General features: G+C 64.3%; 16 protein-coding genes and 1 pseudogene. 14 read left to right on the forward strand and 3 right to left on the reverse strand.

Translation table 11 applies throughout. The annotated features are described in order from the left end of the window. Window position 1 precedes the first annotated feature (1 nt). On the reverse strand, window positions 2-1063 hold the full coding sequence (locus CXR00_RS11750; RefSeq protein WP_104054647.1) for a proteasome assembly chaperone family protein: 1062 nt from the start codon (window positions 1061-1063) through the stop codon (window positions 2-4). 348 nt (window positions 1064-1411) lie between these two features. On the opposite strand from CXR00_RS11750, the gene CXR00_RS11755 reads away from it, so the two are divergent. The 14 genes and pseudogenes from CXR00_RS11755 (at window position 1412) to CXR00_RS11820 (ending at window position 15717) form a co-directional block, all read left to right on the forward strand. Then, complete coding sequence (locus CXR00_RS11755) at window positions 1412-2941, forward strand: leucyl aminopeptidase (protein ID WP_104054648.1); 1530 nt, start codon at window positions 1412-1414, stop codon at window positions 2939-2941. A 204-nt stretch (window positions 2942-3145) separates the two neighbouring features. Further along, entirely contained in the window at window positions 3146-4528 is a 1383-nt protein-coding gene (gene lpdA, locus CXR00_RS11760) for a dihydrolipoyl dehydrogenase (protein ID WP_104054649.1), read from the forward strand. Between the two features lie 119 nt (window positions 4529-4647). Further along, window positions 4648-6417 (forward strand): 2-oxoglutarate dehydrogenase, E2 component, dihydrolipoamide succinyltransferase, encoded by a 1770-nt coding sequence (gene sucB, locus CXR00_RS11765; RefSeq protein WP_104054650.1) that lies wholly within the window; start codon window positions 4648-4650, stop codon window positions 6415-6417. Window positions 6418-6559: 142 nt separating this feature from the next. Then, a complete protein-coding gene (locus CXR00_RS11770) occupies window positions 6560-6907 on the forward strand; it encodes a hypothetical protein (protein ID WP_104054651.1) in 348 nt (115 codons plus the stop codon). A gap of 80 nt (window positions 6908-6987) precedes the next feature. After that, on the forward strand, window positions 6988-7416 hold the full coding sequence (locus CXR00_RS11775; RefSeq protein WP_104054652.1) for an OsmC family protein: 429 nt from the start codon (window positions 6988-6990) through the stop codon (window positions 7414-7416). A 248-nt stretch (window positions 7417-7664) separates the two neighbouring features. After that, window positions 7665-7970 (forward strand): urease subunit gamma, encoded by a 306-nt coding sequence (locus tag CXR00_RS11780; RefSeq protein ID WP_104054653.1) that lies wholly within the window; start codon window positions 7665-7667, stop codon window positions 7968-7970. A gap of 1 nt (window position 7971) precedes the next feature. Beyond that, the gene (locus CXR00_RS11785) at window positions 7972-8892 is read left to right on the forward strand and encodes a hypothetical protein (protein ID WP_146068490.1); all 921 of its coding nucleotides are present in this window, start codon (window positions 7972-7974) and stop codon (window positions 8890-8892) included. Between the two features lie 69 nt (window positions 8893-8961). Continuing rightward, window positions 8962-9267: pseudogene (locus CXR00_RS11790) on the forward strand (urease subunit beta); the annotation flags it as partial. A gap of 122 nt (window positions 9268-9389) precedes the next feature. Then, entirely contained in the window at window positions 9390-11114 is a 1725-nt protein-coding gene (gene ureC, locus CXR00_RS11795; RefSeq protein ID WP_104054656.1) for an urease subunit alpha, read from the forward strand. Between the two features lie 8 nt (window positions 11115-11122). Continuing rightward, on the forward strand, window positions 11123-11812 hold the full coding sequence (locus CXR00_RS11800) for an urease accessory protein UreF (RefSeq protein ID WP_104054657.1): 690 nt from the start codon (window positions 11123-11125) through the stop codon (window positions 11810-11812). A gap of 44 nt (window positions 11813-11856) precedes the next feature. Further along, entirely contained in the window at window positions 11857-12492 is a 636-nt protein-coding gene (ureG, locus tag CXR00_RS11805) for an urease accessory protein UreG (RefSeq protein WP_104054658.1), read from the forward strand. Between the two features lie 215 nt (window positions 12493-12707). Then, window positions 12708-13586 carry an urease accessory protein UreD gene (locus tag CXR00_RS11810; RefSeq protein WP_219816003.1) on the forward strand — a complete coding sequence of 293 codons (879 nt, stop codon included), beginning with the start codon at window positions 12708-12710 and terminating at the stop codon, window positions 13584-13586. Window positions 13587-13599: 13 nt separating this feature from the next. After that, on the forward strand, window positions 13600-14766 hold the full coding sequence (locus CXR00_RS11815) for a HoxN/HupN/NixA family nickel/cobalt transporter (RefSeq protein WP_219816004.1): 1167 nt from the start codon (window positions 13600-13602) through the stop codon (window positions 14764-14766). Window positions 14767-14787: 21 nt separating this feature from the next. Then, a complete protein-coding gene (locus CXR00_RS11820) occupies window positions 14788-15717 on the forward strand; it encodes an urea transporter (protein ID WP_104054660.1) in 930 nt (309 codons plus the stop codon). A gap of 7 nt (window positions 15718-15724) precedes the next feature. Here CXR00_RS11820 and CXR00_RS11825 read toward each other — a convergent pair whose 3' ends face one another. Both CXR00_RS11825 and CXR00_RS11830 read right to left on the reverse strand, forming a co-directional pair. After that, window positions 15725-16981, reverse strand: a complete 1257-nt coding sequence (locus CXR00_RS11825; RefSeq protein WP_104054661.1) for an endo-1,4-beta-xylanase — start codon at window positions 16979-16981, stop codon at window positions 15725-15727. Beyond that, window positions 16978-19350 (reverse strand): beta-glucosidase, encoded by a 2373-nt coding sequence (locus CXR00_RS11830; protein ID WP_104054662.1) that lies wholly within the window; start codon window positions 19348-19350, stop codon window positions 16978-16980. The genes CXR00_RS11825 and CXR00_RS11830 overlap by 4 nt, the downstream gene beginning before the upstream one ends. Window positions 19351-19353: the final 3 nt, after the last annotated feature.

The raw sequence follows: 19353 nt of genomic DNA on the forward strand, positions 1-19353 counted from the left end.
GCTAATTCTTGGGGCCCGTCCCCTGATCGAAGGGTCCGGAGGTGTCTGCCTGTTCGGAAGTCCCAGCTTGCCCGGAAGCATCAGCATTCCCACCAGTTTCTGCGTCCTCCGTTGTATCGGCTGTAGTCTCAGGCCGCAGCGCTTCGGATTCCTCTTCCGCCTGCGGGCTCGCCAAATAGGCCTCGACGGCGGCACCAAGTTCCTCGGCGTCCGCCAACTCATCATTGTCCTTCACGAGCAGGGAACGGCGCACAGTGCTCTCCGCGTACTCGTCATACCGCTTCTCAAGGGTAGCCACGACACCCTTGACCTCCGCAGACGCCTCCACCTGCTGGGCGATTTGGCGTTCCACGTCACGTCCGGCTTCACGGAGCCTGTCCGTGGGAAGCACCAGGGATGCAGCGGCGCCCAGGTATTCCAAGCCGGCCACGGCGGCCGGCGGGAACTCCGCCTCCGCCAGATAGTGCGGCACGTGCATGGCATGGCCGACGACGTCGAAACCCGCCTGCGTGAGGCGCAGCTCCAGAACGTGTCCCACCGCAGCCTGTATCTGCGCCTGGGGACGCCACGCGCTGATGCCGGCCATGAGATCCGGGCGGTTGCCGTGGACGGTCACACCTACGGGGCGGGTGTGAGGCACCGGCATGGGAATCGAATGGATCCAGCTCATCATTTCCACATCGAAGGTCCTGGCCAGGTGCACCACTGCCGCGGCAAAACGTTCCCACTGCACGTCCGGTTCGAAACCGGTCAGAAACAGGAAAGGTTCTCCAAGGCCGTCATACATCCGGTACAGGTTCAGCTGGGGAGGTTCGTAGTCGGCCAGATGATCTTCCACGAACGAGATCTGGGGCCGGCGGGCACGGTAGTCGATGAGCTGATCCGAATCGAAGGATGCCACCACATCGTGCTCAAGGTTTTCCAGCAGCTCGTCGCGGATCTGGGAAACCACGTGGCCTGCCTCGGCAAAACCGGTAAAGCCCACGAGAAGCTGCAATCCGTGCAGGGCGGCGTCGTCGGCCACCTCCGGATTCAGATTGAACAGGGTCAGCGGATCAAGCATGTCTTCCCCTTCTGTGCTTCCATGCGCGTTGGACTTTCGACAAATGTGGAGATCTTCCCGCCGCGGGTGAAACCCGGAACGGCGGGTCAGCGCGGATGCGCTGTCTTCTCAAGCGTAAACGTCCCCGTCCCCGCACTTCATTCCCGGACCCCGCCCGCGCACAGGCGCCGTCTGCGCGGGGTCCGCCCACCCGCTGTCCGCTGCGTGTTTGCCCGCCGCGCCGCCGGACAAACACGCGCCGCAGCCAAGAGACTACGATCGGTAACAAGGAACCGCACCGGCAGGACGCGGGCCGCGCCCCAAAACGCGGCACCAACCAACATTTTGTGAACGTAAGGATGTAACTTCGTGGTGAAAACGAACGAGCCAAATCTAACGGTGACTTCCAAGGACGTGCAGAAGGTGCCCGCCCAGGCCCTCGTCGTGGGTATCGGCCAGACGCCGGGCGGCCCCGTGTTGATCGACAGCCCGCTGAGCTCCAAGGCCGCCTCCGCACTCGCGGCATCGCTGCCCCTGCTGGGAGTCACCGGCGCATCCGATGAGATCCACCGCCTTCCCGGGCTGCCGGAACTCGAAGCCCAGACGCTCGTACTTGCCGGCGTAGGCAAGGTCAGCGCCGGAGCTCCCCTGAGCTCCGAAGCCCTGCGCCGTGCGGCCGGATCAGCAGTGCGCCAGCTGGCCGGCACCGAATCCGTTGCACTGGCCCTGCCGGCCGCCACGGTGGCGGACGCCGCCGCCGTCGCAGAGGGCGCCCTCTTCGGCGCCTACGGTTACAGCGAACACCGCACCGATAAGGCAAAGATCAAGGAGCCGGTCAACAACATCATTGTTGTCACGCCCGCTGCCGAGGACAAGGCACTGAAGCCGGCCCTGGAACGTGCCCGCATTCTGGCCCGTGCCGTCAACGCCACCAGGACTCTGGTCAACCAGCCCCCAAGCCACCTGTACCCCGAAACGTTTGCAGCTGCGGCGAAGGACCTTGCCAAGCCGCTCTCCGCCAAGGTCAAGATCACCGTGATGGACGAAAAGAAGCTGGAGCGTGACGGTTTCGGCGGCCTTATGGGCGTGGGCAAGGGATCCTCCCGGCCGCCGCGGATGGTCAAGGTCGAGTACGCACCCCTGCGGGCCAAAGCCAAGCTGGCCCTGGTGGGCAAGGGCATCACCTTTGATTCGGGCGGCCTCTCCCTGAAGCCCTCCGCCGGAATGCAGACCATGAAGTGCGACATGGGCGGAGCCGCCGTCGTTCTGAACGCCCTGCTGGCCATCGCCGAGCTGGGCCTGCCCGTCAAGGTCACCGCGTGGCTGTGCCTTGCCGAGAACATGCCCTCGGGCACCGCACAGCGTCCGGGCGACGTCATGACCACCTACGGCGGACGCACCGTGGAAGTGCTGAACACGGACGCCGAGGGCCGCCTGGTCATGGCCGACGGCCTCGTGGCTGCATCGGAAGAAGCTCCCGACGTGCTGATCGACGTCGCCACCCTCACGGGTGCGCAGATGATCGCCCTGGGCAACCGCGTCTCGGCCGTCATGGGCGAGGAAGGAGTGCGCGACGCCGTCAAGGCCGCCGCGGACCGCGCCGGAGAGCTGTTCTGGCCGATGCCCATCCCCGAAGAACTGCGTGCCTCCCTCGATTCCCAGGTTGCGGATATCGCTAACCACGGCGAGCGTTTCGGCGGCATGATGACAGCTGCATCGTTCCTGCGCGAGTTCGTCGGCGAAGTGGACGGCGTCAAGATCCCGTGGGCCCATCTCGACATCGCCGGACCGGCGTTCAACGAGGGTTCCCCCTACGGCTACACGCCCAAGGAGGGCACCGGCGTCGCGGTCCGCACGCTGGTGGCCTACGCGGAAGACGTCGTCGCCCGCTCCGTCTAAGACAGGCATATAGCACCGGACTTCTTCGGGAGCCACCGGGAATAAGCAATCGGCGTGGTGTTTCTCCTTACACTTCCCGCCGGCGGGACTTCACTGAGTGGATGCAGCCCAGCCGGCGGGATAGTGTGAGAGACGATCACAACCGCCCAAATCACTAAAACGACGCGCCCATGTGCGTCACCGATTACGCGAGGGAGCGTCCAAGTGGCCGAAAAGGCAACTGCGCAAGAATTCGACATCCTGATCCTCGGAGGAGGAAGCGGTGGCTACGCCGCCGCCCTTCGCTCCGTGGAGCTGGGTTTCTCTGTAGGACTCATCGAAAAGGGAAAGCTGGGCGGCACCTGCCTGCACAACGGCTGCATCCCCACCAAGGCCCTGCTGCACTCGGCCGAGATCGCCGAAAACGCCAAGACCGCATCGAAGTACGGCATCAACGCCACCTTCGATTCGATCGACATGACGGCTGTGAACTCCTACAAGGACAACATCATTGCGGGCAAGTTCCGCGGCCTTCAGGGCCTGATCAAATCCAAGGGCATCACGGTCATCGAGGGCGAAGGCAAGCTCACCAGCGAAAAGACCATTGAGGTCAACGGCGAGACCTACACCGGCGCCAACATCATCCTGGCCACCGGCTCCTACTCCCGTTCACTGCCGGGACTGGAAATTGGCGGCAAGGTCATCACCTCCGACCAGGCGCTGAAGATGGACACCGTTCCCAAGAGCGCGATCATCCTCGGCGGCGGCGTCATCGGCGTCGAGTTCGCCTCGGTCTGGAACTCCTTTGGCGTGGACGTCACCATCATCGAAGGCCTCCCGTCGCTGGTCCCCAACGAAGACGCAGCGATCATCAAGCAGCTGGAACGCGCATACAAGAAGCGCGGCATCAAGTTCAGCACCGGCATCTTCTTCGACAACGTGAAGCAGAACGACGACGGCGTGGTCGTCACCCTGGCTGACGGCAAGACCTACGAAGCGGACCTGATGCTCGTGGCCGTGGGCCGCGGACCGGTCACCGCCAACCTGGGCTACGAGGAAGCGGGCCTCACCATGGACCGCGGCTTCGTTATCACCAACGAGCGCCTGCACACCGGCGTCGGCAACGTTTACGCCGTGGGTGACATTGTTCCCGGCCTGCAGCTGGCCCACCGCGGTTTCCAGCAGGGCATCTTTGTGGCAGAGGAAATCGCCGGACTCAAGCCGGTCATCGTCGAAGACGTCAACATCCCCAAGGTGACCTACTGCGAGCCCGAAATCGCGTCGGTCGGCCTGACCGAAAAGGCCGCCAAGGCCAAGCTCGGCGATGACAACGTCCAGGTCCAGGAATACAACCTTGCCGGCAACGGCAAGACCTCCATCCTGGGCTCCTCCGGCCTGATCAAGATGGTCCGCGAAAAGAACGGCCCCATTGTTGGTGTCCACATGATCGGCGGCCGCATCGGCGAGCAGATCGGTGAAGCACAGCTGATCGTGAACTGGGAGGCCTACCCGGAAGACCTGGCCAGCCTGCTGCACGCCCACCCCACGCAGAACGAAGCCCTCGGCGAGGCCGCCATGGCCCTCGCCGGCAAGCCCCTGCACGGCTAAGCAAAGAATTACCACCCGGTGCACCCGGGTCCTCAAAACCCGGGTGCACTAGGCTTTCCACCACCAGCACCAGCGGTACGGCTGGTTCAAAAGATCTAATAAGGAGAAACGGGGACAATATGTCTGAAACCGTGAACTTACCCGCCCTTGGTGAAAGCGTCACCGAAGGCACCGTCACCCGCTGGCTCAAGGCCGTCGGCGACACCGTCGCGGTAGACGAGCCGCTGCTGGAAGTGTCCACCGACAAGGTCGACACCGAAATCCCGTCCCCCGTGGCCGGCGTCATCGAGGAAATCCTCGTGGCCGAAGACGAAACCGCTGAAGTTGGCGAGGCGCTCGTGCGCATCGGCGACGGCTCCGGTTCAGCTGATTCAAAGAACGACGGCGGCAGCGCCGCTGAAGAAGCACCCGCAGCCGAAGAGGCTCCCGCTTCCGAAGAGGCCCCGGCAGAGGAAGCTCCCGCCGAGTCTTCCGACTCCGGTTCCGCTGATTCCGGCAACGGCGAAGGCACCGAAGTAACCCTCCCCGCACTGGGCGAGTCCGTTACCGAAGGCACCGTCACCCGCTGGCTGAAGGCCGTGGGCGACGACGTCGAAATGGACGAGCCGCTGCTGGAAGTTTCCACCGACAAGGTTGACACCGAGATCCCCTCCCCCGTTGCCGGCAAGCTGCTGGAAATCCGGGTGAACGAGGATGACACCGCCGAGGTTGGCGCTGTCCTCGCCGTCATCGGTTCCGGTTCCGCCGCTCCGGCCAAGGCCGAGCCCAAGGCAGCCGAGCCGGTAGCAGCAGCATCGAAGGACGAGCGCGAAGCTCCGGCCGTCGAACCGGAGAAGAAGGAAGCTCCCAAGCAGGAAGAGAAGAAGCCTGAACCCAAGGCCGAAACTCCGAAGCAGGAGGCTCCCAAGCAGGAAGCTCCCGCTGCCGCTGATTCCGAGGGTACCTACGTCACTCCGCTGGTGCGCAAGCTTGCGAACCAGCACGGCGTGGATCTCTCCACGGTCAAGGGCTCCGGCGTAGCCGGCCGCATCCGCAAGCAGGATGTCCTGGAAGCCGCCGAAGCCAAGAAGGCTGCGGACTCCGCACCGGCCCCCGCTGCTGCTCCCGCAGCAGCCTCGTCCTCGGACAAGGCTGCACCGGCAAAGATCAGCGACGAAAGCGCCAAGCTGCGCGGCACCGCGGTCAAGGCACCGCGGATCCGCCAGACGATCGCCCGCCGCATGGTCGAATCACTGCAGGTCTCTGCCCAGCTGACCCAGGTCCAGGAAGTGGACATGACGCGCATCGCCAAGCTGCGTGCCTCGGCCAAGAACTCCTTCCTGGAGCAGAACGGCGCCAAGCTCACCTTCCTGCCCTTCATTGCCAAGGCCGTCACCGAGGCACTGAAGCAGCACCCGAAGCTGAACGCGTCCTACGACTCGGACGCCCAGCAGATCACGTACCATGACTCCGAGCACCTCGCGATTGCCGTGGACACCGAAAAGGGCCTGCTGGTCCCCGTGATCGCGGATGCCGGCGACCTGAACATTGCCGGTCTGGCCAAGCGCATCGGCGACGTCGGTGCGCGCACCAAGGCCGGAAAGATCGGACCGGATGAGCTGTCCGGCGGAACCTTCACCATCACCAACATCGGTTCCGTGGGTGCCCTGTTCGACACCCCGATCATCAACCAGCCGCAGGTGGGCATCCTGGGCACCGGCGCCATCGTCAAGCGTCCCGTCGTCCTGACGGACGCCGAGGGCAATGACACCATCGCCATCCGCTCCATGATGTACCTGTCCCTGTCCTACGACCACCGCCTGGTGGACGGCGCCGACGCAGGACGCTTCCTGCAGACGCTCAAGGCACGGCTTGAAGAAGGCAACTTCGAGGCAGACCTGGGACTCTAGTCCTTAGCTCGCTGCCGTTGAGCTGCCATTGAAAGGGCGCTTCCCTTGAGGGAGGCGCCCTTTTCTACATGTTGTCGAATAGTTACCGCAGTTCAGTCCGCTTAGTTCGAAAATGCTGACAGGGTGTCCGTAAGCTGGAGATATGGACTTCCTACAGAGCTTTCTCGTATTCCTGCACATCCTCGGCGCGGCCATCATCGTCGGCCTCTGGTTTGCCAAGATCAAGAACCCCACCGTGATGCCCGGGCAGTTCCACGGCGCACTCCTGCAGCTGGTGACCGGCCTTCTCCTGGTGGGCCTGGCTGAGATGGACGACTACGACGTCAACCACATCAAGATTGCCGTCAAGCTCACACTGGCGCTTGTCATTGCCGTCATGGCCTTCATCGGCCAGCGCAAGTACAAGAAGGGCGAGCCTGTCAGCAAGGTTCTCGCCAACGGCGTCGGCATCCTGACGGTGGTCAACATCGCCGTCGCCACCATGTGGTAACAGCTGTACGTCACTGAATAGTATGGGGTGAAGCGCCGGCGCCTGCCGGCCTTCGCCCCATCCGCTTTTAAGGAGCTCCCATGGCTACAGTCCGCTCAGCCCACACCGTCTGGAACGGCGACCTCTTCAACGGCAAAGGGGATGTCACCCTCGACAGCTCCGGCCTGGGCACCTACGACGTCACGTGGAAGGCGCGTGCCGAGGAAGCCAACGGCAAGACCAGCCCCGAAGAGTTAATTGCAGCTGCCCACTCCGCCTGCTTCTCCATGGCCTTCAGCAATGGACTGGCCGAAGCCGGCAAGACCGCCGAACGCATCGAGACCTCGGCAGACGTGACTTTTGTTCCCGGCACCGGCATCACCGAAAGCCGACTGAAGGTCACCGCCGTGGTCCCCGGCCTGACCGCCGAGGAATTCACGGACATCGCGGAGGCCGCGAAGAGCGGCTGCCCCGTGTCACAGGCACTTGCCGGCATCAAGATCTCGCTGGACGCCACGCTGGAGTCCTAAGCCCGAGCCGGCTTGGCACCGGTCCACAAAAAATCCGTGTTCCCTTTGGAAAGTCAAGGGGAACACGGATTTTTTGTGCCTGTGCGACGTACAAAATGAACGCCGGGATTTCTCTGCACCGTACCGCCCCAGTTCCGGACATGAGGGTGTTGGCTGCCAATTGCTGCGCGTAGCGTCTCCCTTACGCGAGCTCGGCCGGTGTGCCGAGCACAAACAAAGTGATCGCAACTGCGGCAAAAGGTGAAGCAATGGACCTCACTCCAAAAGAAATAGACAAGCTGTACATATACCAGGTGGCCGATTTGGCCCGTAAGCGGCGCGAGCGCGGAACCAAACTGAATGTCAGCGAAGCCACCGCTCTCATTTGCGAGGCGATTCTGGAAGGTGCCCGCGACGGCCGGACCGTTGCCGAGGTGATGGAGCTCGGCAAGACCATCGTCTCAGAAAGCCAGTGCATGGACGGCGTGCGTCAGCGGCTGCCGCTCCTGCAGGTTGAGGCAACGTTCGTGGACGGCAGCAAGCTCGTCTCCTGCCACGATCCCATCGGGGTATGAATTGACTCAGCCCCTCGAGTCCCAAGCGGCCGTGGTGCTGGTCGGAGGACACGAGAGTAACAACGGAACGGATCTCTCCTTCGCGGCGGAGTTGGTTCCCGGTGCTCTCATCACCCCGGCCGGCCGGCCGTTGCACAACACGCTCACGCACCTGCGCGGGCGAGGTCGGAGTGGTTCCGGCGCAGAGCCGGCACCGATCGTCGTGCTGCCCATGACCTTCGGCCGCAACCCGACCTTGGTTGCCGATACCGCGAAGACGCTTAGCTGGCTCGGCGTGCAGGGAAGTTCCAGCGATACCGCTGGGGCATCCTCCCCCGTCCCAATGGTTCTGGCCGACGCCTTTGGCACCGGCGACCATCTCACGGCGTGGCTTCGGGCTGCCGCCACCGAGGTGCGCCGGCGTGCACCGGAGGCGGCCGTCCTGATCTTTGCGGATGCTGCCAACCCCTTCGATGACGCCGAGCTCCACCGCATCACACATCTGGTGCGCACACACGGCGCGGGCAACCCGGTGGAGACGGCGGCCGTCGACGACGCAAGCGGACTGCTGACGGCACTGAACCGGCTGCGGCTGCTCGGCAGCGCGCAGACCGTCGTCGTCCCCGCAGGTTTTAGGCGGGTGGCGAGCGTGCGCGGGGAAGCCGTGCCGTTCGGCGAGGGTGGTTTCATCGATGCCGAGTTCTACGGTGCACTGCTGAGCGAGCAGGCGGTGCTGCGTGTTATCCGCGAGCGGATCCGCGATGCGCTGCACAATCTAAGCCACGGCCGCACCGGCATCGAGGCAGGCCTGGCGGCAGATCACGGTCACGGTTACGCCCACTCGCACGCTTTTGAGGAGGCCAACGGTCACTCCCACACGCATCACCACGGCGCGGCCGACTCTCACACGCACAACCATCCCATCCCCATCCGTTCGAATTGATCGGATCCCTCCTACACCGAACCGCCGTGCGCAGCGACCCCGCTCCGCGCCGCTAGGGAAGGAAACACCATGCTGGGCAGCCCCACTTATCACCACAAAGACGAAGACATCGAGATTAACGCCGGCAGGCGAAGCGTCACGCTGCTGGTGAGCAACACCGGCGACCGGGCGATACAAATCGGCTCGCACTTCCACTTCTTCGAGGCCAACAAGGCACTTCTATTCGAACGGGAACTTGCCTACGGCATGCATTTGGACGTGCCCGCGGGGACCGGCATCCGGCTGGAGGCCGGTGACACCCGTGAAGTGACGCTCACCGCGTACGCCGGAACCCGGCGGGTGGTTGGCTTCAACAACCTCGTGGACGGCGGGCTCGACTCGGCGGCAACGAAGATCCGGGCGATGGCACGAATGGAAGAACTCGAATTCAAAAACGGCAAACCGAGCGCCACACCCAGTGCCAGCGCAGCAGGCGATGCATCTAAGGGGAAAAAGTAATGGCTATCATCTCGCGCAAGCAATATACGGACCTCTTTGGTCCCACCGTTGGCGACCGGGTCCACTTGGCCGACACCAATCTGGTGATCGAGATTGAGAAGGACTACAACGAAGGCCACTACGGCGACGAGGTGGTCTACGGCGGCGGAAAAACCGCCCGTGACGGCATGGCAGCGGACCCGGCGGCGACCGACGCTGAGGGCGTGCTTGACCTGGTCATCACCAACGCCATCATCCTGGATCCGGTGCTCGGCGTTGTTAAGGGCGACATCGGTGTGCGCGACGGAAAGATCGCCGGGATCGGCAAATCGGGCAACCCGCACACCATGAACGGAGTGGATCCGCGCCTTGTGGTTGGCCCGGGCACCGAATTGCTGGCCGGGGAGCATCTCATCGCCACCGCCGGCGGCATCGACTCGCACGTGCACTACATCTCGCCGGAACAGGCGCTGGCCGCCCTCTCCAACGGCATCACCACCCTCTTTGGCGGTGGAACGGGACCAACCGACGGCACCAACGGCGTCACAACCACCCCTGGTGTGTGGAACCTGGCCCGGCTGCTGGAATCAGCCGAGGCGATGCCGGTGAACATGGGTTTCCTCGGCAAGGGCAACGGATCACTGCCCGAGGCCCTGATCGAACAGGTCCAGGGCGGGGCATGCGGACTCAAGGTGCATGAGGACTACGGTTCCACACCCGCCGCCCTCAGCAACGCGCTCTCCGTCGCCGACGCCTACGACGTGCAGATTTCGGTGCACACTGACAGCCTCAACGAGGCGGGTTATGTCGAGAACACCCTCGATGCCATCGACGGCCGCACCATCCACACCTTCCACACCGAGGGTGCCGGCGGCGGGCACGCACCGGACATCATCAAGGTGGCCGGCCACCCCAACGTACTCCCGTCCTCGACGAACCCCACCCTGCCCTACACCGCCAACTCGGTTGACGAGCTGCTGGACATGGTGATGGTCTGCCACCACCTCTCCCATGACATCCCCGAAGACGTAGCCTTCGCCGATTCCCGCGTGCGGGCCGAGACGATCTCGGCCGAGACGGTTTTCCATGACGAGGGGATCATTTCGATGGTTTCCTCCGATTCCCAGGCCATGGGGCGCATCGGAGAGTCGTTCATGCGAACCTTCCAGATTGCCCACCACTGCAAGGACCAGCGCGGAACTCTTCCGGAAGACAGTGCGGACAATGACAACTTCCGGGTACTGCGCTATCTCGCCAAGATCACGATCAACCCGGCCATTACACAGGGTGTGTCCGACTACATCGGCTCGCTGGAAACGGGCAAGATGGCCGATATCGTGCTCTGGCCTGTGGGTTCCTTCGGCGCCAAGCCCAAGCTGATCGTCAAGGGAGGCCTGATCAACTGGGCTTTGATGGGCGACCCGAACGCCTCGCTGCCAACACCGCAGCCGGTGTTTTACCGGCCCATGTTCGGCGCCCAGGGCAAGACGCTGCAGAGCACGCGGGCGACGTTCATGTCGAAGGCGGCCATCGACAAGGGCGTTCCCGAGCGGCTCGGGCTGGAGAGCCAGATACTTCCGGTTCACGGCTGCCGCGGCCTCGGCAAGGAGAACATGGTACGCAACAGCGCGACGCCGCACATCGAGGTTGACCCTGAGACCTACGACGTGACCTATGACGGCACGCTGGCCACGATTCCACCGGCGCAGACCCTGCCGCTGACCCAGCTGTTCTTCCTCGCGTAGGGGCGCCCATGTCGGATGTACAACAGTTGCTGACCAGCCTCCAGTTCACGGACTCGGCATTTCCCAGCGGCTTCTACACGATGTCCCACGGGCTCGAGGCCTTTAGCCAGGCACGGCTGGTGTCCCGCGACGGCGTGCAGCCGCTGCTCGCCGACCTGCTGCTGCACTCCGTCGGACCAGGGGACGCAACGGCGCTCGCCGCAGCGCACCGCGCTGCGGTGAACGACGACGTCGAGCTCGTCCAGGAGGTCGATCAGCGGTTGTTCGCGTCGAAGCTGAACACCGAACTGCGCACGGTTTCCGTGCGCAGCGGGCACCAGCTGATCGATCTTGGCGCGGAGCTGATCGACCACCCGCTGCTCGCTGAGTACGCCGAGCGGGTGCGGCTGCGCAGCACGCCCGGCTGCCAGCCGGTGGTGACGGCGGTGGTGTACGCAGCCAACGGAGTGGCCACTCGGGAAGCGGTGGCATCGGACCTGTTTGCTTTTTGTGCGAGCTTTGTCGGTGCCGCCCTGCGGCTCCGGCTGACCGATCACCGGCACGCGCAGGGCATCCTGCGGGAAACGGCCGGCGTGATTGAACAGGCAACGGAGGCCGCCCTTGAACGCGACCTCGCGGACCTTGGCGGCTGCGCGCCCATGGCCGACGTCATGTCCGCCCAGCATGAGCGGGCCGAGGCACGGCTGTTTGCCAGCTGAGAACGCAGACATACAACAACGGATTTGAAGGAATTGAGGAACGTATGAGCGAGAACGTATTGAGGATCGGGATCGGCGGGCCTGTTGGCAGCGGCAAAACGGCGCTGACGGAGGCGCTGGTGCCGCTGCTGATCGAGGCCGGACGCACTCCCGGCGTCATCACGAACGACATCTACACCCAGGAGGACGCCCACCACGTACGCCGGGAGCTCGCAGGCATCCTTGATCCCGAACGCGTTGTTGGCGTGGAGACCGGGTCCTGCCCCCATACGGCGGTGCGTGATGACCCCACCATGAATCTGGCCGTCGGTGCCGAAATGCTGGAACGGTTCCCTGACATTGACACCCTCATTTACGAGTCGGGCGGGGACAATCTGACGCTTACCTTCTCGCCGGCGCTTGCCGACGTCTTCGTGTTCGTGCTGGACACCGCCGAGGGCGAGAAGATGCCGCGCAAGCGCGGTCCCGGCATCACCGACAGCGACATCCTGGTGATTAACAAGATCGATATTGCGCAGTACGTGCGCACCGACCTCAACGTGATGGAGTCCGATGCACACCGGGTGCGTGAGGACAGGCCCGTGGTGCTGACCAACTCGCTTACCGGGTTCGGCGTCGACGAACTCCACCGGGAGATCATGACCCAGTGGAACGGTGCCAGAACCGAGCTCATCGGATGACGCTCAGAGCAACGGAACCCCGAGCCCTGCCTGAACCCCCCGGGGATGCCCGTAGCGGTGATGACGGGCTCACCCCTGCAAGTCCCCTGCCCCGCCGGGCGGCTGAACAAGCCGGTCAGGACGGGCTTCGGGCACCATACCCGGGCGGATATCGCCTCCAGCCGGCGTTCTACGAGCCGGCGAGGGTACCCGAGGAGGTGCTGCGGCATGCCGGGGTGCCAACCCTGCCCGTGGGCAGCCCGGGCAAAGTTGGCGTTCTGCAGCTTGGGTTTGCCCGCAACCGCGGGCGCACCGAGCTGGTGCAGCACTACCAGAAATCGCCGCTTCAGATCATGCACCCGCTGTACTTCAACCAGCTGCGCCCGGACATGCCCTATACCTATCTGATGTCATCGGGCGGCGGCGTTCTGCACGGTGACCGGCTGCGCACAGATCTGAGCTTCGGTTCCGGTACGTCGGCGCATGTGACCAGCCAAACCCAAACACGCGTCTACCGCATGGAGCATGACTACGCGTCCGCGATCATGAACATCACGGTCGAAGAGGACGCGTATGTGGAATACCTGCCCGAACCCGTTGTGCCCTTCGCTGACTCACGCTTTTACCAGCAGACGGCGGTGGTCATCGATGAGTCGGCCACCCTCCTGCTGGGCGAGACCGTGTACGCCGGCCGGCTCGCGCGCGGTGAGCGGCACGCCTACGACGTGTATGCCTCCGATCTCGAGGTCCGGCGGCCGGATGGCCGCCTGGTTGCCCTGGACCGCCTGCGGCTCAGTCCCGGGACGGGAGAACCGGGGGCCGATGCCGGAGTGCGGGGTCTCGGCGTGCTCGCTGACCACGATGTGCTGGCAATGCTCTATGTCTTCACCCCTCTTGTCCCCCCTGCGCTGCTCGCAGACACCCTGCACCGGGCCATCAGCGACAGCGGGGGTGACCTGATCTTCGGAGTGAGCACGCTGCCCACAGATGCAGGCGTGTGGATGCGGCTGGTGGGCAATGACACCGTGGCAGTGGCGGCGGCCAACACGGCCGCGGCGGCTGCCGTGCACCAACTGTTGACAGGGCAGCAGGCACCCATCATCCGAAAGAGCTAGAGGGGGTCTGACGGTGGACAAGCAGTCAAAGGTGCAGGGACCGGCGCGCTCCTACCGGGCACAGGTGGTATTCGCGTTCATCCCGGTGGTGCTCCTGCACATCGCGGGTTTCGGCCTGTTCTTCTTTCTGGTCGAGCCGCTGCACCTGCAACTGGGGTCCTCCGTCTTTGGGGTGGGCATTGCCATGGTGGCCTATGTGCTGGGGGTACGACACGCCTTCGACGCTGACCACATCGCGGCGATTGACAACACCACCCGTAAACTCGTGGACCTGCGCCGGCCGGCCGCAGGGGTCGGTCTGTTCTTCTCTCTGGGCCACTCCACCATCGTCTTCCTGATGGCAGCGCTGCTGGCGCTGGGGGTGAGCTGGGCCGTTGGGCTGAGCGACGACGGAAATGGGGTGCGCAACGGCCTGGGTGTTTTCGGCACGCTGGTCTCCGGTGTGTTTCTGCTGCTGATCGGGCTCATCAACGCCGTCGCGTTCCTGGGGATCCTCAAAGTCTGGCGGGCTTCGCGCAACGGCGACCTCGACGAGCTGGCGCTGGAACGGCATTTGGAGGGACGCGGCTTCATCAGCCGCCTCATCCGCCCGATGCTGAAAACGATCGATCGACCGGGGAAGATGTACGCTGTCGGGTTTCTGTTCGGGCTCGGCTTCGACACTGCCAGCGAGATCGCCCTCCTGGTGCTGGCCGGGACGGGGGCGGCGACCGGGCTGCCCTGGTACGCCATCCTCTGCCTGCCGCTGATCTTTGCTGCGGGCATGAGCCTGTTCGATACATTGGATTCCGCCGTCATGGTGAAGGCCTACGGCTGGGCGAGTGTCAATGCGGTTCGCAAGCTGTACTACAACCTCACCATCACCGGACTCTCGGTGGTGATTGCCGTCATGATCGGCGGCATTGAGCTGGTCGGACTGCTGAACGAGAAGCTCGGGCTGCGCGACCCGCTCACCGGGTGGGTGGCCAGCATCGACCTTGAGAATGTGGGCTACATCGTCGTGGGCACGCTGATCCTGGTCTGGTTCACCTCCACCGCCTACTGGCGTTTCGGCCATGTGGAGCAGCGATGGGCGCTGGCGAACAGCGGGGCGGGCGCCGGCGGCGACGCAGCTGCACGGGGCGGATCCGATCCAGGCCCACAGCCGAAGCCGGAAACAGAAACAGGAGCGCCGCATTGACGCCCCGGGCAAGGACATGACATGAGCAGCGCAGCAGCAGCCACACCGAGCCCGGCTATCTCAGGCACAGGCTGGCTTAAGGGCTGGTGCGAGGGACTCTCGCAAATTTTCTTCCAGAGCAACATTTACACGGCCCTGCTGATCCTGGTTGCCTTCGCCGTAGCGGACTGGCGCATGGCACTTCTCGTGTTGATCGGCTGTGCGGGAAACACCGTGGGAGGACGCCTGCTCAAGGCCGATCCCGCCTCGGTGACAACAGGAATGCAGGGCTTCTGCGGCGCCCTCGTTGGTGCCGGGACGTATTCGGCCATCGGCGGTCAGTGGGCCGCCTATCCGATTGCGCTCGTCGGCGGTTTGCTCTGCGCTCCGGTGACGTGGCTGGTGGTTGCCCTGTTCACGAAGACACCGCTGAAGATCTATGCCCTGCCCTCCACCACGGCACCGTTCTGCATCGTGGCAACCGGGATACTGCTCAGTACTCAGGCGCTGCGCGTGAGCGCAGCGCCGTCGGCCACCATCGACTCTGAAGCACTCGCGTTTGCACGCTCGCTGCTGACGAATGTCTCTGAGGTGGTGCTCATCAACAACGAGTGGTCCGGGGCCCTCATTCTGCTCGGGCTGTTCCTGGCCAGCTGGAAAGTTGGCCTGGCAGGACTGCTGGGGAGCGTGGTGGGGAGCCTGTGTGCGTTGGCAATGGGCGAGTCCCTCACTGAGACCGCAAACGGTCTGGCCGGATACTCCGGCGTGCTTACGGCCATTGCGCTCGCCGTGGTCTTTCTGCGCAGCAACTCAGTGTCCTGGGTGCTCGCCATCATCGGGACCGTGGTGACCGCTGTGGTCACGGTGGTGATGCACCGTCTTGACGCTCCCACCTATACCTGGCCGTACATCCTCACCACGTGGGTGTTCCTGGTGATCGCCTACTACATTCCCGCGGCCAAGCGCCCCTAAGCGTGCATCAGCGGAATCGGACGGTGGCCGTTTCACTCCCCCGCGAGAGCGAGACCGGTGCGCTCTGCCCGTCGCGCTTAATCACGTAGTCACCGAAGAAACCAGTGATCGACAAGCGTGCGTCATAATCCGTGCGCATCGGCGTTCGCGGCAGCCACCATTCGCCCTTAATCAGGGACTGCAGCGCGTAAAATGAGGGTTTCGGCGTGCCGTCGGCGCGAACAAACCCGCCCGGCGCACCGAGCCACGCTCCGTCGTCGGTGAGCCCCCAGTAGGTGATGGCCTGCACCGCCGGGTGGCCAACGAGTGAGCGGTAGTGGCGGACGATCTCGTCCGCTTGCCTGGCCTCTCCCCCGGGTGTCGATGGCCAGGATGGGATCTGATAGTCGTTGAGGTCGGTGACCTCCGGCGGCATGAGGTCCCCCGACAGCAGAGTCGTCTCCGTCAGATGGAGGGGCAGCCCGAAGCGGGCGAATCGGTCGACCATCGCCAGCATGGCCTCTTCTCCCCAATATCCCTGATGCATGTGCGTCTGCAGGCCGATCGCGTCCACGGTGATCCCCGCTTCAAGCACGCGCTCGATCAGAGCTTCGTAGTCGTTCGACAAATCGAAGTCGTTCAAGACGAGCGTCGCCGAAGGGTTCGAGGCGCGAGCTTCCTCGAACGCGAGTTGAATCATGGGTAAGCGGCCAATGCTCTGTGCAAGCCGGGTGATACCGTTTTCCTCTGCAGTGAACACGGGCATGATGACGGCTTCATTGATGGCGTCCCACGTGTCGATGACCCCGGAAAAGTCGGTCACCTCGCGTCGGATCCTCTCGCGTTGCAGCCGCTCGATCTCCGCTACCGGTAAACCGGTGAGCCACTCGGGCGCGAGCGTGTGCCAGGTAAGCGGATGCCCCTTCACTGTCACTCCGTGCTCAGCGAACCACGAGGCGGTCCGGAGAAGTCTTCGGGTGTCCGGCTTGCCGGGGGTCGGCTCAAATCCCCGCCAGTAGAACGGAAGGGTCGCAGTGTTGAAAAGGTCGAGCCACAACGTCTGGAGATCCGGCAGCCCGGCGGCCGCAGCCCCGCCGAAAACGGGCTCCGCGGCCGCCTCCTGCCCGGTCTCCCTGTTGGCAAGCGGGATGAAGTCGAAACCAATGTTGCCGAACGCGAAGTGATGACGCTGCTGTTCGACAGTCACCTCCGCGTTGGGCACAGGGTTGCCGGCGGAGTCCAGCACGGTGACCTGCGCAGTCATCCGCCGGTGATCGACACTCACGGGGCGATCCGTGCGGTCTCCTTGAAACTCGGGTGGAAGGCCCGGTCAAAGCCCACGACACGTGCTTCACCGGAGAGCTGCACCGACTGTGTGACGCGCATGTCGGTGCTGGATGCTCCGAGACTGAGGACGATCTCCCCCGGTTCCACGACCCGCTCGCCGTTTCGGCCGGTGAAGCTGGTGACGTCTGCGGGAACGTGGATCGAGAACTCAACGGTTTCGCCCGGCAGCAGGTCAACGCGCTGGAAACCGACCAGACGCTGCACGGGGCGCACCACTGAGGCGACCGGATCGTGGACGTAAACCTGGACGATTTCCGTCCCGGAACGGTCCCCGGTGTTGCGCAGACGGAGGCCGAGGGTTGCTGTGCCGTCGACTCCGATCGTGCCGGACCCGTGCCGGCCGGCACTCCACTCGAAGGTGGTGTATCCGATCCCGTGCCCGAACGCGAAGGCGGCGGTCGGGTCAATGCTCGACACTCCGTTGGAGCGCCCCAGGGGTGCGGCCAGGTAGGTGGACGGCTGCGTCCCCTCCGAGGCCGGGATGCTGACCGGCAGGCGTCCGCTCGGATTGACCCGGCCGGAGAGGATGCCGGCCAGCGCGGAGGTTCCTTCTTCTCCTGCGAAGAACACCTGCACGATCGCGCCGGCTTCAGTGACAGCGGATCCCAGCGCGTACGGCCGTCCCGCGAGCAGGGTGACGACGGCGGGAGTTGATGTTGCCAGGACGGCGTCGAGAAGGTCCTTCTGGGCACCGGGCAGACGGAGCGACTCGACGTCGCAGCCCTCACCGCTCGTGCCGCGGCCAAAGAGCCCCGCCCGGTCACCCAGGGCGACAATGACAACGTCCGCCCTCGCTGCAGCATCCACCGCGGCAGAGATCCCGGCGGTTTCTCCTCCGTCAATCGTCGTACCGGGCACGTATTCGATGTCGGCTTCGGAAAACTCGGTGCGGAGGCTGTCCAGCAGGGTGGGCAGTTCGATACCGAGGGGTGTGTCAGGGTGCTGCACACCAACATGCGCAGGGAACGAATAGCAGCCGAGAACGGCGAAGGGGTCATCGGTTGTCGGCCCGACGACGGCAATCCGGCGGGGGGCGGAGAGCGGAAGGACCCCGTCGTTGCTCACAAGCACGATGGACTGTTCGGCGATCTCGCGGGCGACCGCCCGATTACCGGCGTTGTCCAGGTCGATGGTGCCGCGGATGCCTTCCGGATTGTCGACGTCGACGTCCCGCAGCGCTCCGGGCGTGGCATCCCAGTCAGGATCAAGCAGTCCGAGTTCTACCTTCTGGCGCAGCACACGCCGCAGGGCACGATCGATAATCTCCTCGGACAGGGCTCCTGACCGGACCGCTTCAATCAGCGGCGCACCGAAGGTCTTCACCGTCGGCAGCTCTACGTCCACGCCGGCAGTGAGCGCCAGAGCGGCCGCCTCGCCCCACGAACCTGCGACGCCGTGAAGCAGTTTCAGGAAGGCGATCCCGAAGTAGTCGGCAACGACGGTGCCGTCGAAACCCCAGGTGTCGCGCAGGATACCGGTGAGCAGCGACTCGTCAGCCGCCGACGGCACGCCGTCGAGGTCGGTATAGGAGTGCATGACCGAACGCGGCTTTCCTTCGCGCATGACCATCTCGAACGGAACGAGCAGCACGTCAGCGAGTTCACGCGGACCGACCGAGACCGGCGCGAGGTTACGGCCGGCCTTCGACGCCGAGTATCCGACGAAGTGCTTGAGGGTTGCGACTATCCCTGCGGACTCGAGGCCGCGGACGTACGCAGTTCCGATGCTGCCGATGAGATACGGGTCCTCACCGATGGTTTCCTCGACGCGTCCCCAGCGGGCATCCCGAACCACGTCGAGTACCGGGGCAAGGCCCTGGTGGATGCCGACCGAGCGCATGTCTGACCCGATGCGGCGGGACATCCGCTCAATGAGTCCGGGATTGAAGGATGCTCCCCAGGCGAGGGGCACCGGATAGGCTGTCGCTCCCCAGGTGGCGAAGCCGGCCAGGCATTCTTCATGCGCAACTGCCGGGATTCCGAACCGGTTGGATGCCGCAATCCGGCGCTGGCTGCGCAGGAGGGACAGCGCGCCGAGTGCCGGGTCAACCGGAGCCGAGCCGAACGGCCGGGTCAGCTGGCCGAGCCCGCTCGGCAAGAGCGCGTCGAGGTCAACGAGGTCGTCCATGTCGTTCTGATGCGGGGCAACGTCACCGCCCTCATTGGACGCGCCAACCCAGACGCCGAACAGCTGGGCAGTCTTCTCCTCGAGTGTGAGCTCGGCGAGGAGTGCTTCGACGCGGTCCGAAGCGGATGCGCTGACGTCGCGCCATGCCGGCGCCGTCGTCGTGGATGTTGTGTTGCTCAAGGA

Origin of the sequence: Arthrobacter sp. 9E16, assembly GCF_002929435.1 — a bacterium.
GTDB classification, from domain to species: Bacteria; Actinomycetota; Actinomycetes; order Actinomycetales; family Micrococcaceae; genus Arthrobacter_B; species Arthrobacter_B sunyaminii.